We start from the raw sequence: 12,195 nt of genomic DNA, 5'->3' as shown, positions 1-12,195 counted from the left end.
GGTGGGCACCGCCTACGCGATATTCACCGGTATCGGTGCGCTCGGGGCGATAATCCTCGGCATCCTGCTCCACAAGGACCCGTTCAGCGCGGGCCGGGCCGCGGCGCTGGCCTTGATTCTCGGCGGGCTCGTCCTGGCCCGGCTCACCAATCCCGCCTGACGGGCCGGCGTCCAGAGCTTCGGCGGGATGCCCTAGCGCTGGGTGCTGCCCGCGTCCACCGGCAGGGTCACGGCGGTGATGTAGCGGGCCTCGTCGGAGGCCAGGAACAGGGAGGCGTTGGCGATATCGACCGGCTCCACCCACGGGATCGGAAGCATGTTCATGGTGGTCGCGGCCGCGGCGAACTCTTCGCGGGTGGGGTTGTCCAGGTCGGGGCGGAACGAGCGGCGGACCATATCGTTCTGGATCATCGGGGTGTCGACATTGGTGGGATGCACCGTGTTCACCCGGACCCCGTGCGGTGCCAATTCCTTGGCCAGCGAGCGCATCAGCCCGACTACCCCGTGTTTGGCGGCCACATAGTGCGCCACGCCCACCAGTCCGACCAGTCCGGCGATGGAACTGGTGAGGATCATCGAGCCGCTGCCGCGCGCGATGAGGTGGGGGGTGGCGGCCTTGCAGGTCTGCCAGACACCGGTGAGGTTGACGTCGAGCATGGTCCGCCACTGGTCCTCGGTCAGTTGCAGACCGGGTGCGCTGGAGGTGATTCCGGCGGTGGCGCAGACGATATCGAGACCGCCGAACGCGTCCACCGCTTCATCGGTGGCCGCCCGCATGGCCGCGCCGTCGCGGACGTCGACGGTGGCGGCCATGATCCTGGCCCCGGTTCGCTCCACCTCGCGCACGGTTTGCTCGAGGTCGCCCGGTGTCGCCGCCGGGGTGATCACCGTTTCCACCGGACCGCAGATATCGAGGGCGACGATATCTGCGCCCTCTTCCGCGAGCCGGACCGCCTGGGCCCGCCCGATTCCCCGTGCCGCGCCGGTGACCAGCGCTACCTTGCCCGAAACCCGTCCCATCTCACACCTTCTGAGTAAGTCCGGCGTCCACGACGAGCTGGATTCCGGTGACGTACCGGGACTCGTCGGACGCGAGGAACAACACCGCATTGCTGATATCGACCGGTTCCACCCACGGGACCGGGAGGATCGTGCGCTGCGCGAGGACCCGCGCCGCGTCTTCCCGGGTCGGGGCCGGGTGGTCCGGCAGCAGCTTCGCGAACACGTTGTCGTTGAGGATCATCGGCGTGGCGACCGAGCCCGGGTGCACGGTGTTGACCCGGATGCCCCGCGGGCCGAGTTCGTTCGCGAGGGTTTTGGCCAGGCCGGCCACCGCGTGTTTGCTCGCCGAATAGTGGGCGGCCGAGGCGCCGCCCTTGATGCCGTTCGTGGATCCGACGATCACGACGGCGGCGCCGGCCCCGAGATGCGCGCCCGCCGCCCGGATGGTGTGCCACGCGCCGGTGAGGTTGATGTCGAGAGCGCGCTGCCAGGCGTCGTCGGAGAGTTCCCAGGTGGGTGCCAGATCCGCGTAGATTCCGGCGTTCGCGACCACCACATCGAGGCGGCCCAGCCGGTTGACCCCGGAGTTCACGGCTTCCTCGAGGGCCAGCGGATCGCGCACATCGGCGAAACCGGTGAGGCAGCGGCGGCCCAGGCCCTCTACCTCCGTGGCCAGCTCTTCCAGGGTGGCCGCGCCGGTCTCGAGATCGAGGGCGACGATATCGGCGCCCTCCTCGGCCAGCCGCCGGCAGTGGGCACGGCCCATACCGCCCGCGGCTCCTGTCACCACCGCTACCCGGTCCTGTAGGCGCTTCATCGCGCGTCTCCGGTGTATCCCGCATCCATGCGGGCGACGCTAGGTTCGCGGCTGCTCCCGGGAGCGGCCTTCTCCCGGTCAATGGGCGGCGGTACGGGGGATTCCCACCCATCGGAAACACTGCTTGCCTGCTACCGGGTGACCTCGCAATGGGAAGTGGCCGGTGTTGCAGGAAGGTAGCGTGGGCGAAATGAAACTCGGAAAATATTCTGCCGTAGGTACTTTCATGCTGACCGCCGCCGTGATCACCGCACCCGCGGCCGCGTCGTTCCCCACGGGCTCGGCCGGTCTCGGCGACGGGCGCGAGGTCGTGATCGTCGACAATACGCTGGAGCTGTCCGACCTCAACGCGTGCTGGGCCAGCGGGTTCGCGCGCGACATACATTTCGAGAACCGGAGCAAGCGCGATTTCCTGGTGTACGGGTCCAACGATTGTTCCGGTACGCCCACCGCGGTGGTCGCGCCGGGAACTTCCGCGACGTTCTTCGGCTGGTCGGCCAGGGCGGCGGGCTAGCGGGATGACGAAATGAATCCGTGATCCCCGGTTCCCGGCGGTGCCCGCACCCGGACCGCGCTACGGGCACGGCCGGACATCGCCGGTCATGCCCGTGGCGGCGGGTCGCGGTCCGGTCGCCGGGCCTACGGAACGATGACCGCCCGGCCGCGCAAGGTGCCGGCGGCCAGTTTGCGGTAGGCCTCGGGGGAGTCGTCCAGCGAGAACCGTTCGACGGCGATATCGAGCACGCCCTCCTGCGCGAGGTCGACGAGTTCGATCAATTCGGAGCGGGCGCCCCAGTACGGGGAGGTGGCGCTCGTCTCGTAGGGGCTGATCCCGAACCCGATACGGGCGGCCGATTCGAAATCGCCCACGCCGACGATCGTGACATCGGAATCCACTCCGGCGACCGCCATGGCGGTATCGATGGTGGGCTGGAAACCGACGAAGTCCAGGACCAGACTCGTCCCGGCCGGGCCGGTGATCTTGCGGACGTTGTCGGCGGCCTTGTCGTCGGAGAGCACCGCCTCGTGCGCGCCCACCGACCGCGCGAACTCCAGCTTCTCGTCGTTGACGTCGAGGGCGATGATCCGGGTGGACGTCAGGTGGCGCAGCAACTGGATCGCGACGTGACCGAGGCCGCCGCTGCCGATCACCACCGTCCACGAACCCGGGCGCAGCTTGCCGATCGAGCGCTTGATCGCGTGGTAGGGCGTGAGCCCGGCGTCGGTGAGCGGGACGGTCGCCACGGGATCGAGATCGCCGATCGGTACCAGATGCCGCGGCGAATCCACGATCAGGTATTCGGCGATGGCGCCCGGCGAGCCCAGACCGGGCGGCATGATGCCGAGTTCGGCGGCCCGGGAGCAGTAGTTCTCCAGGCCCTGGGCGCAGAACCAGCAGTTGCCGCACCCCCACGGGCCGTAGACCACGGCCGAGGTGCCGATATCGATCCCCTTGACACCGGCGCCGACGGCGGCGACCTCCCCCGCGCCCTCGTGTCCGAGTGTCAGCGGCAATTCGATGCCGAACATCTCCGGGGGGTTGTTCATGACGAAATCGTCGGAATGGCAGACCCCGGCCGCGGTGACCTTCAGCAGAACCTCACCCGGGCCGGGTTCGGGGGTGGGAATCTCGCGGACCTCGGGTTCCTTCCCGGGCGTCACGTATTGCAGTGCCTTCATAGCGCCTGTCCTCTCTGGGCCGAGCGACTGGGTGCGTACTGGTGGAACGGCGGAGAACGTGCTGTTGCGACTGGTAGGGACCAGGCTAGTTCGGGGTGCGGCGGGCCGGGAGCATTTGCGGAATCGGCCCGGCGCGGCCGGAACAGCGCGGGTTGTGGAGGCCGGTTGCCGGTATCTGTTCAACCCGGCCCGCTCGAGGCCAAGCATTTGCTAGGTTTCCGGCGTATGAGACATCGGGGCATCGTCGTCACGCTGGCCGCTGTGACCGCGCTGGTCGCGGGACTGCTGGGGACGGGCGGCCCGGCTCACGCGCAAACGCTGCCGGTGTCCTACGACTTCTTCTCCGGTATCCCCGCCGAACTCACCGACCCCGGCGGATCGCTACCGGGCTCCAACGATTTCGGGTGCAAACCCTCGGCGCGGCACCCGAACCCGGTGATCCTGGTGCACGGCACCGGCGGCTCCCAGCAGACCAACTGGGGAACCTATGTCCCACTGCTGGCCAACGAGGGTTATTGCGTTTTCGCGCCGACCTACGGGGCGATCCCCGGCCTGCCCTGGCCCGCCACCGCGGTCGGCGGGATGGGACTCATGACCGACAGCGCCTGGCAGTTCGGCGCCTTCGTCGACGCGGTCCTGCGAGCCACGGGCGCCGCGAAGGTCGATGTGGTCGGGCATTCGCAGGGCACCATCGTGCCCGCCTACTACGCGAAATACCTGGGCGGCCGGGACAAGATCGAGAACTATGTCTCGCTGGCGCCCGCGTGGCGGGGAACCACCCTGGCCGGTACCGATCTGATCCTGCCGCTGGTACGCCGTCTCGGCATCCCGGCCGACCGGATCCCGCTGTGCCGGGCCTGCGCCGAACTCGACCCCGGGTCACCGTTCCTGCAGCTGGTCGGGGCGGGTGGTTTCTACCTGCCGCAGATCCGATACACCAATATCGCGACCCGCTACGACGAACTCGTCGTGCCCTACGCGGCGAGCATGCCGCCCGGCGGTGCGAACGTCCGCAATATCGTCGTCCAGGACGGATGCGAAACCGACTACACCGAGCACGCGGGTATCGCGGGCTCCCGGCGTGCCGCCCATTTCGTCCTGAACGCGCTCGACCCCGGCAACCCCCGGCCCGTGCCCTGTGACCGGGCGGCGCCGTTCAGCGGCAGCCCGTTCTAGGGGCCGAGGGTCGGGCGATGGAAGGCGCCTCGAAGGCGACCTGGTGTAGGTGGGTGCCGAAGAAGGTTCGCAGCGTGTGGTGTTGAACGGCGAGGCTGTCGGCGGGGTTGATGGTGCCGATGAACTCTGCTGCGGTGCCGCCCAGTTGGGGGAGCAGTGATTGGTAGTCGGTGTAGCCGAAGTGTTCGCCGTCGGGCAGGTGGACCTGGCAGAGCGGGCCGCGGTGGTGGGCGAGGAATTGTTGCCATGAGGCGTCGGAGTCGAGACCGTGGTCGCCGGCGCTCATCAGCAGGAAGGGCCGGTCCAGGCCTTCGTCGGCGGCTCGGCCGAAGTCGCGGGCGGTTTGGGAGTAGGCCATGCTGCCGTCGAGGTCGGCGCCCGCGCTGATGCGCTGGTCGGCGAGCATGGTCTCGGCGGTGGTGAACCCGCCACCGGAGTGGCCGAACATGCCGATCCTGGACAGATCGAGGCTTCTGTTCAGCCCGGCCGGTAATGCCCGGGCGGCGGCGTCGCGGTCGACACCTGCCGCCAGCAGTTCCAGCTGGTCCAGGACGAACCGGGTGTCCGCGACGCGGGTGGCGATCAGGCGTTTGGAGACGTCGATGGTGGGCGCCGGCAGGGCTTTACGCGCGACGCGGCCGCCGGGGAATTCGACGGCTTCGGCTTCGTGGGTGTGGTCGATCGCCACGACGATATAGCCGTCACTGGCCAGTTGTTCCATCTGTGTGGTGCCGTGTGCGCGCGACAGGGTCGCCCCGGGCGAGTACAGCAGGACCGGCCATCGGCCCAGGGCCACGGACGCGGCGATTCCGGAGTGGGTGGGGAAGCGGTAGTCGAGCAGGCTCGGCTCGACGCCGAGTTTGCCGGCATCACCGGCGGCTACGGCTGCGGCGACCCCGGCGGGCATGTACGGCGCTTTCGGTGCGGTGTTCGGCCGCGCCGGATAGCGCACGGTGATCATCAATTCACGCACACGGCCGGGTATCCACGGGTCTTCCCGGCTCGGGTCGACCAGGTGCAGATCGACGAAACCGACCGGATACGGGCCGGTCGGCGCGGGCAGGCCGAAACGAACCGGCTCCGCGGACGCGGTTGCGGGCACACCGGCCAGTAGCAGGGCGATCACGAGCGCGCCGACCCGGCGCAGCAGGCAAGTAGCGGTCACACACGAGAACCTAGAACCGCATGGGCTGCGCACACATCGGGGCGATCACCTGTACTGCCCCCGAGATCCCGGTCGGCGTCCGCGGCGCCGACGGGGTGTTTCCCCGCATCTGCGACCGGAAATCGAAGGGCGCCATGACATTGCCAAAATAGGTTTGCAATGCAAACCTACTTGCATGACAGATCAATCGGATGCCTCGGTGGCAGCGGCACGGCAGGCGCTCTCGACCACCCGCGATCTCACCCACCGGGTTCGACTCGCGCAGCGCAACACCTGGTTCCCGCTGGTACTGCTCGGGATGGTGGTGCTGGCAGCGGTGCCGTTCTATCGCCTGGGCCGACACGTCGTGACCTGTGATCCGGTGCTGGGCGCGCGGGGCGGGGTGCAGATCATCCACCAGGGCGCCTGTGTTCAGGTCGACGGGCGACCGGCCGGGATCTATTGGATCCTCGCTTTCGTGCTGGCCTACACCGCTATCGCCGCGGTCTATCTCCATCGCGCCCGCAGGTGTGGGGTGGGGGCCCGGATCATGCCGTATGTGGGTTCCGGGATCGGCGCCGGACTGGTGTGCGGCGTCACCGCCGCCTGGGCGCATCAGCTCGACCTCGCCGGCCGGTTCCCGGCCGGTCCGGTGGCCGTGGGGATGGTACCGCTGCTGTCGATCGGCCTGACCTTGTTCGTCTTGGCTCGGCTGGAACGTAACGCGGCGCTGCTGGCCTTCGCCCTCGGCTACACCGTGATCGCGCTCCTGGCCTGTGGGATCGGCCGGCGCGGTCTGGATTCGAACGCCGCCGCCGGTGTCGGCCCGCTGTGGGGCTTCCTGCCCGGATTGATCACGGCGGCCGGTGTGCTGCTGCTGGGTGGTGCCGGCTTCGCCTTCACCGAGCGGGGCCGGATATGACCCACCCGACCAGCGGCCTCGACGATATCGTGCACCAGCGGGTCCGGCTGGGCATCCTCATCATCGCCCACGAGGCCCGGCGCGTGGAATTCGGTTTCCTGCGCACCACATTGGAGCTGACCACGGGCAACCTGTCCCGGCACCTGACCGTCCTGGAAGAGGCCGGGCTGGTGGAGATCGAGAAAGGCTACGAAGGCAAACGCGGCCGCACCTGGGTCCACCTGACCACCGCGGGTGAGAAAGCCCTGAGCGACGAGATCACCCGGCTGAAACGAATCATCAGCCGGGTGGAGCTTCCCGTCGCGGGGCGCCCGGCGACCGGGCTCGCGTGACGGCACGGTTCACCGTCGAGGGCCGCGGCCCCGCATTCGCCGCCGGAGCCGGTGGGTCAGCTCTGGCCGCCGAGCAGACCGCCGATCGGCATCGGCGGCAGCGCCCGCACCAGGGTCATCACCGCGTTGCAGTAGGCGCTGGGGACGGCTTCCCACGGGTTGGTGTTGCAGACGTAGTTGCCCATCTTGTCGTAGTGCGAGGAATGCCCCCGATAGGACCAGGTGAGTCCGTCTTCGGAGTGGCTGTAGGGGCACTGGTTCGGTGCCAGGCCCTCGCAGGGCCCTTCGACGCCCCACGGACCGACCGGATACGCCATCGCCTGTGGCGCGCCGGTGAAGGTGAGCGCCGCGGCCGCGGCCACGCCGGTGAGCAGGTATTTGACAGTCGATTTCACGCAGTCTCCTCGAGAATGGATCCGGAACCCTTTGGCTCCGTATCGCTTACACCGCGACCACTTGTTACTTTCAGGCCCTAATGTTCGGCAGGGCATCTCGAGTGGGCTTCCCGATGAAAAAGTGCGGCATACGCGCACAGCCGGTGCCGGTCTCCGGCCCAGCAGCGGCACGCCGCTCGGCATCTGCGGAGCGCGCGGGCTCATCGGCCGATCGGCGTGGCGCCGGTCGCGGCGACAGACAGGTCCCAGAGCCGGGAGGCCTCCGCGCGATCGACGGCGTACGCACGCACACCGCCGTCATCCATCGGGGTGCCGGGGGCGGAAACGCGGGCGACGTCACAGTCTTCCAGGTAGAGCCCGCCACGGCCTTCGAGGAGCGGGGACGTGGCAGCCCACAGGCCGGTGGCTGCCCCTCGAGAGGGGGTCTTGAAGCCCGCGCCGACCACACTGCCGTGCTCGTCCACCCACCCGCGGTCGATCTGCTCCCGCAGCGTCATCTCCCGCTGGAGGCCGGTGATGATCTTGCCGGGGTGCAGGCTGAACGCCCGGACCCCGTCGCTTTGCCCGAGGACATCGAGGTGCACGGCGAACAGTGCGTTGGCGGTTTTGGCCTGGCCGTAGGCCAGCCACCGGTCGTAGCCGGTGCGGAAGTGCGGATCCTGCCAGCGGATGCCGGTCAAGGTGTGCCCGGCTGAGCTGTTCACCACGACGCGTGCACTGCCCGTGGCGGCCAGGAGCGGGTAGAGCTCGCAGGCGAGGGTGAAGTGTCCGAAGTGGTTGGCGGTGAGCTGGCCTTCCCAGCCGGGCCCGACGCGCCGCTCCGGGGTGGCCATGACGCCGGCGACGGCCATCAAGAGATCGAGCCGGTCGATACGGTCGCTGATCTGCGCGGCGGCCGAGTGGACGCTGTCGAGGTCGGTCAGGTCCATGGGGACGACCTCGCAGCTCTTCACCTCCTGCAGAGCGGCGCGGGCGACGTGGGGGCGGCGAGCGGGAACGATTACCCGGGCTCCGGCGGCCGCCAGAATCCGGGTGGTTTCCAGGCCGAGCCCGGAGTAGCCCCCGGTCACCACCGCGGTCATGCCGGAAAGGTCTCGGCCGGCCACGATTTCCTCGGCGGTCGTGGCAGCGGAGAAGGGCGAGCCGAGCGGGTACTGATCAGAAACGGTCATGCGTGGACGCTACGATCTAGAGCGAGGTCTAGATCAAGTCCAGGAGTGAACGGCATGGCAACCACCGAGGCCGCGGGGCGGTCGCTGAGCATCGGCGAGGTGGCCGAGCGGACCGGGTTGAGTGTGCACGCGCTGCGCTTCTACGAGCGCAAGGGCCTGCTCGTCGGCCCGGTTCAGCGCACGTCGGGCGGTCGACGCCGCTACACCACCTTCGATGTCGAATGGCTGCGGATATGCGTCAAACTTCGCGAATCCGGCATGCCGCTCGCCGATCTCGAGCACTTCGCCGAACTCGTACGCCACGGACCGGGCAACGAGGCGCAACGCCTGCACCTGCTCGACACTCACCGGCAGCGCGTCGACGCACAGATCCAGGCGCTCGAGGAGTGCCGATCCGTCATCGCCTGGAAGGTCGGCGTCTACGCCGAGCACCTGGCCCGCGGCGAAGCCGACGGACTCTGGGACCCGACAGCCTGAGGCAAGCGCGCGGCCCTGCCCGTAGTCGTAAGCAGATCCCACCGACCTTCGGCTGCCGAGATGACAGTTCGCGGCCGATCGGCTGCTGGACCGACGGGGTGAGCCCGGGAGCACACACCGAGCGGCTGGATAGTGTGGCCGGATGCCGAACACGGGACTGCGACGTCGAGTAATCCTCCTCAACGGGACATCGAGTTCGGGCAAAACCACCCTCGCCCGCGCCATCCAGGATGAGAGCGACACCCCGTTCGTCTACTGGGGAATCGACACCCTGTTCGGCCTGATGCCACCGAACTGGGGCGGTGGACGCGACACTCCGCTCAGCCGCGACGGATTCTGGTATGACCGCACCGGCCACGACGCCGACGGGCACCCGGTCGTGGTCATCCGCTATGGCCACGTCGGGCGGCGCGTGCTGCACTCGGCATGCGCCGCAGCCGCGGCATTCGCCCATGGCGGCGACGATCTGGTTATCGACGAGATGCTCCTGACCCCGGACCTGTTGCCGGTCTGGATGGATGCCCTCTCCGGTCTGGATGTTCGGCTCGTCGGCGTCACCTGCCCATTGGCCGTAGCCGAACAGCGAGAACTGGACCGACGTCACCCGATCGGACTGGCACGCGGCCACTTCCATACCGTTCACGACCACGGCTACGCCTACGACATGACGGTCGATACGACCACAGCAACACCCGCCGCCCTGGCCGGAACCATCCTGCGACACCAGTAGCCCCGCGTACGAACAGCGCGGCACCCCCGACGACCGCCGACTCCGCCGTCGTCACCACCGCGTCTGGTCGCCGGCACTCGAAGTCACGGAGCACAAAACGCAATTTGCCGAAACCGAGGCGGGACGGCTCCAGAACCGACGGGTACCCGAGGATCCCAGGCAGGTCTTTACGGTTCGAACTCGCGGTCGTGGACACGAGCCCGGGGCAACTCGTTGTCCAGTGACTCACGGTAGGCCACACATCCACGCATGAAGCGCGGCCATGGCGGAACAGCGACCTCGGGGTCGACGCACTCGGGCAACAGGCCCCAAAGCTGGGGGTGGTGCCAGCAGAGGTCATGTCCTGAGCTGTCGCGGTGAGCGCGAATACCGGCGCGCAGCCGCCTTACCTCAGCAATCAATTCCTCTCGATCGAACCCGCCGAGGTCGCTGTCGAGGTCCATGTTCCGAACGGTAAGGGGTTCCGGTAGTACTCGCGCGACGATCCGCGCCCGACTCGCCGGGGATTCCCGAACCGGCCGCAACCCGGGCCTGCTGATGCCGGCCAACTCTGATGTCGGTCGGTGATTTCTGACGTCGGTCCGGCAAGTCACAGCCCCCTACCTAGGGCAAATGGGTGGCAAACACCGATGGGGGTAGGCTGCTGCCCGCTCGAACGATCTGTCCCACTACCTGACCCGTACTGAAAGGCACAAACTGTCGTTCGTGGAACACTTTTCGCTTCGATACTTGCGTTGACCGGGGCTGTGCTGGTCAACGTGGCCGGACCGGCCAGCGCAACGACCGACATTTGGATCGGACGCGTCACTGCCGAGACATGGGCGGTGGTCAACCCTGAGATCACTTACGTCTGCGAACCGGGCCAGGCGAACGCGCTGTGGGTCAGGGTCGAATCCGACTGGTTCAGAAGCCCGGAAGGCGAAATCGTCCGGTTCGAGGACGAGGGTGTGGCCATCGAGGTGACCTGTGACGGGGAATCTCGGCAGGCGACGGTCGACGTGATGTTGGACTACGACTATGGGGAGGGCCCGAAAGATAGCAATATCCGCGACGGCGATGGCTGGGAACTCGGTGCGCATTACAACATCGGCCAAAGGGTGGAGATCACCGCAGCCTTCGCGAACCTGCCGCCCGACGCCGAGGATCTGAGCCGGCTCGAGATCTTGCACGCCACCACCACGACCAGGACCGTAGCCCTGGCATAACCCTGGGGCGGCGCTGGCCGGCAGCGCGGCTGCTGCGCAGCGTGTGATCCGGAAACCGCGAGAACCGGCCAGATGTCAGCCGGCCGGTTCTCGTTTTGTTCGGTGGCCTCAGGCGTTCGGCTCCCAGAACCAGAGGTCCCGGTAGTTACCGCCGAAATTCAGGTCGGATACCGATGCAGCCCCGGGTCAGGAGGCTGTATTGAGCACCGAGGTGCCCGGGACAACAGCCCGATATCCGGGTATGAGCGTTGAGGATGATGGAGGCGTGAATGCTCCCGCACCCGGACCGGTCTTCAGTGTGCTCGCAGTACTCGACGGCTCGCTCGATTTGCGCTTCTATCCGCGCAGCACCTTGGCTCTGAGCACCCCACCGCGTGTGGAGTACCGCAGAGTTGCCAGGAGCAACATGCCTGTCATCTTCGATCCGGTCGTCCACCTGCTGGACGGAATCGAACTGCTCAAATCTCAGGGGTGGACGCTGGTCAGCGTGGTCGAACGCAGTGTCGACAACGCGAACGCCAGGGAGGCCTGCCTGGTGGCGTTCATGCAACGTCCATGACACAGAACGAGTATCGCCGTGCGGCGGTGTCAGCGGTCGCCGGGCGGCCGGATGCCCGTGTACCAGTCGAGCAGATCGGGGTCGTCGACCGCGCTGCGCTCCACCACGCGCGCCGGGTCCGCGCCCTGGAACAACCGCTTGATCGGGACCTCGAGTTTCTTACCTGTCCGGGTGTGCGGGACGGCCGGCGCGGCCAGGATCTCGTCGGGCACATGCCGTGGTGAGACCTCGGTGCGGATGACCTCCTTGATGCGGTCGCGCAGCTCGTCGGTCAGCTCGACGCCGGGCGCCGGCACCACGAACAGCGGCATCCAATAACCGCCGTCGGGCTGTTCGGCACCGATCACCAGGGCTTCGGCGACCTCCGGCAGCCGTTCGACGGCCTGATAGATATCGGCGCTGCCCATCCGGATACCGTGCCGGTTGAGGGTGGAATCGGACCGCCCGTGCACCACGACGCTGCCGCGGCCGGTGAGGGTGATCCAATCCCCGTGCCGCCAGATCCCGGGATAGGTGTCGAAATAGGCGTCGTGATACCGATGGCCCTCCGGATCGTTCCAGAAACGCACCGGCATCGACGGCAG

The 12,195-nt window shown here is 67.9% G+C and carries 16 protein-coding genes; 9 read left to right on the top strand and 7 right to left on the bottom strand.

Features of this window, described 5'->3' with window-relative positions:
* Window position 1: 1 nt before the first annotated feature.
* Window positions 2-160 carry an SMR family transporter gene (locus ACWDU1_RS20105; RefSeq protein ID WP_450000473.1) on the top strand — a complete coding sequence of 53 codons (159 nt, stop codon included), beginning with the start codon at window positions 2-4 and terminating at the stop codon, window positions 158-160.
* Window positions 161-192: 32 nt separating this feature from the next.
* Here ACWDU1_RS20105 and ACWDU1_RS20100 read toward each other — a convergent pair whose 3' ends face one another.
* Window positions 193-1,020 carry a mycofactocin-coupled SDR family oxidoreductase gene (locus ACWDU1_RS20100; protein ID WP_450000471.1) on the bottom strand — a complete coding sequence of 276 codons (828 nt, stop codon included), beginning with the start codon at window positions 1,018-1,020 and terminating at the stop codon, window positions 193-195.
* 1 nt (window position 1,021) lies between these two features.
* Window positions 1,022-1,819: a mycofactocin-coupled SDR family oxidoreductase gene (locus ACWDU1_RS20095; protein ID WP_450000469.1), complete on the bottom strand. Its 798-nt coding sequence runs from the start codon at window positions 1,817-1,819 to the stop codon at window positions 1,022-1,024.
* Window positions 1,820-2,045: 226 nt separating this feature from the next.
* Here ACWDU1_RS20095 and ACWDU1_RS20090 point away from each other — a divergent pair, with 226 nt between their 5' ends.
* A complete protein-coding gene (locus tag ACWDU1_RS20090) occupies window positions 2,046-2,333 on the top strand; it encodes a hypothetical protein (RefSeq protein WP_450000467.1) in 288 nt (95 codons plus the stop codon).
* Between the two features lie 125 nt (window positions 2,334-2,458).
* Here the strand turns inward: ACWDU1_RS20090 and ACWDU1_RS20085 are convergent, their stop codons facing one another.
* Window positions 2,459-3,499, bottom strand: coding sequence for an NAD(P)-dependent alcohol dehydrogenase (locus ACWDU1_RS20085; protein WP_450000465.1), 1,041 nt, complete (start codon window positions 3,497-3,499; stop codon window positions 2,459-2,461).
* A 225-nt stretch (window positions 3,500-3,724) separates the two neighbouring features.
* Here ACWDU1_RS20085 and ACWDU1_RS20080 point away from each other — a divergent pair, with 225 nt between their 5' ends.
* The gene (locus tag ACWDU1_RS20080; protein WP_450000463.1) at window positions 3,725-4,675 is read left to right on the top strand and encodes an esterase/lipase family protein; all 951 of its coding nucleotides are present in this window, start codon (window positions 3,725-3,727) and stop codon (window positions 4,673-4,675) included.
* Here the strand turns inward: ACWDU1_RS20080 and ACWDU1_RS20075 are convergent.
* Complete coding sequence (locus ACWDU1_RS20075) at window positions 4,656-5,840, bottom strand: alpha/beta hydrolase family protein (RefSeq protein WP_450000462.1); 1,185 nt, start codon at window positions 5,838-5,840, stop codon at window positions 4,656-4,658. The two genes, ACWDU1_RS20080 and ACWDU1_RS20075, sit on opposite strands and share 20 nt — an antisense overlap.
* Before the next feature lie 175 nt (window positions 5,841-6,015).
* Between ACWDU1_RS20075 and ACWDU1_RS20070 the strand changes: the two genes are divergently transcribed.
* Window positions 6,016-6,741, top strand: a complete 726-nt coding sequence (locus ACWDU1_RS20070; RefSeq protein ID WP_450000460.1) for a hypothetical protein — start codon at window positions 6,016-6,018, stop codon at window positions 6,739-6,741.
* Window positions 6,738-7,073, top strand: coding sequence for a transcriptional regulator (locus ACWDU1_RS20065; protein ID WP_450000458.1), 336 nt, complete (start codon window positions 6,738-6,740; stop codon window positions 7,071-7,073). Before ACWDU1_RS20070 ends, ACWDU1_RS20065 begins: the two co-directional genes overlap by 4 nt.
* 56 nt (window positions 7,074-7,129) lie before the next feature.
* On the opposite strand, the gene ACWDU1_RS20060 is transcribed toward ACWDU1_RS20065, so the two are convergent.
* Window positions 7,130-7,468: a hypothetical protein gene (locus ACWDU1_RS20060; protein WP_450000456.1), complete on the bottom strand. Its 339-nt coding sequence runs from the start codon at window positions 7,466-7,468 to the stop codon at window positions 7,130-7,132.
* Between the two features lie 200 nt (window positions 7,469-7,668).
* Window positions 7,669-8,640 (bottom strand): SDR family NAD(P)-dependent oxidoreductase, encoded by a 972-nt coding sequence (locus tag ACWDU1_RS20055; protein ID WP_450000455.1) that lies wholly within the window; start codon window positions 8,638-8,640, stop codon window positions 7,669-7,671.
* A gap of 54 nt (window positions 8,641-8,694) precedes the next feature.
* Here ACWDU1_RS20055 and ACWDU1_RS20050 point away from each other — a divergent pair, with 54 nt between their 5' ends.
* The 4 genes from ACWDU1_RS20050 (at window position 8,695) to ACWDU1_RS20035 (ending at window position 11,611) form a co-directional block, all read left to right on the top strand.
* Window positions 8,695-9,117, top strand: coding sequence for a MerR family transcriptional regulator (locus tag ACWDU1_RS20050; protein ID WP_450000453.1), 423 nt, complete (start codon window positions 8,695-8,697; stop codon window positions 9,115-9,117).
* A 142-nt stretch (window positions 9,118-9,259) separates the two neighbouring features.
* Complete coding sequence (locus ACWDU1_RS20045; protein WP_450000451.1) at window positions 9,260-9,847, top strand: phosphotransferase-like protein; 588 nt, start codon at window positions 9,260-9,262, stop codon at window positions 9,845-9,847.
* Between the two features lie 734 nt (window positions 9,848-10,581).
* A complete protein-coding gene (locus ACWDU1_RS20040) occupies window positions 10,582-11,052 on the top strand; it encodes a hypothetical protein (protein WP_450000450.1) in 471 nt (156 codons plus the stop codon).
* A gap of 406 nt (window positions 11,053-11,458) precedes the next feature.
* The gene (locus ACWDU1_RS20035; protein WP_450000448.1) at window positions 11,459-11,611 is read left to right on the top strand and encodes a hypothetical protein; all 153 of its coding nucleotides are present in this window, start codon (window positions 11,459-11,461) and stop codon (window positions 11,609-11,611) included.
* Window positions 11,612-11,640: 29 nt separating this feature from the next.
* Here the strand turns inward: ACWDU1_RS20035 and ACWDU1_RS20030 are convergent.
* Window positions 11,641-12,195, bottom strand: a 555-nt coding sequence (locus ACWDU1_RS20030) for an AMP-binding enzyme (RefSeq protein ID WP_450000446.1), incomplete at its 5' end; no start/stop codon positions are given.

The sequence above is a fragment of the Nocardia sp. NPDC003345 genome, from assembly GCF_053589395.1.
This window is presented reverse-complemented; position numbering and strand designations above follow the sequence as displayed.

Coding starts and splice junctions, on each gene's coding strand:
- ACWDU1_RS20065 (WP_450000458.1), top strand. CDS start 6,738: ATGACCCACCCGACCAGCGGCCTCGACGATATCGTGCACCAGCGGGTC.
- ACWDU1_RS20100 (WP_450000471.1), bottom strand. CDS start 1,020: ATGGGACGGGTTTCGGGCAAGGTAGCGCTGGTCACCGGCGCGGCACGG.
- ACWDU1_RS20035 (WP_450000448.1), top strand. CDS start 11,459: ATGCCTGTCATCTTCGATCCGGTCGTCCACCTGCTGGACGGAATCGAA.
- ACWDU1_RS20090 (WP_450000467.1), top strand. CDS start 2,046: ATGCTGACCGCCGCCGTGATCACCGCACCCGCGGCCGCGTCGTTCCCC.
- ACWDU1_RS20070 (WP_450000460.1), top strand. CDS start 6,016: ATGACAGATCAATCGGATGCCTCGGTGGCAGCGGCACGGCAGGCGCTC.
- ACWDU1_RS20045 (WP_450000451.1), top strand. CDS start 9,260: ATGCCGAACACGGGACTGCGACGTCGAGTAATCCTCCTCAACGGGACA.
- ACWDU1_RS20085 (WP_450000465.1), bottom strand. CDS start 3,499: ATGAAGGCACTGCAATACGTGACGCCCGGGAAGGAACCCGAGGTCCGC.
- ACWDU1_RS20080 (WP_450000463.1), top strand. CDS start 3,725: ATGAGACATCGGGGCATCGTCGTCACGCTGGCCGCTGTGACCGCGCTG.
- ACWDU1_RS20050 (WP_450000453.1), top strand. CDS start 8,695: ATGGCAACCACCGAGGCCGCGGGGCGGTCGCTGAGCATCGGCGAGGTG.
- ACWDU1_RS20095 (WP_450000469.1), bottom strand. CDS start 1,819: ATGAAGCGCCTACAGGACCGGGTAGCGGTGGTGACAGGAGCCGCGGGC.
- ACWDU1_RS20055 (WP_450000455.1), bottom strand. CDS start 8,640: ATGACCGTTTCTGATCAGTACCCGCTCGGCTCGCCCTTCTCCGCTGCC.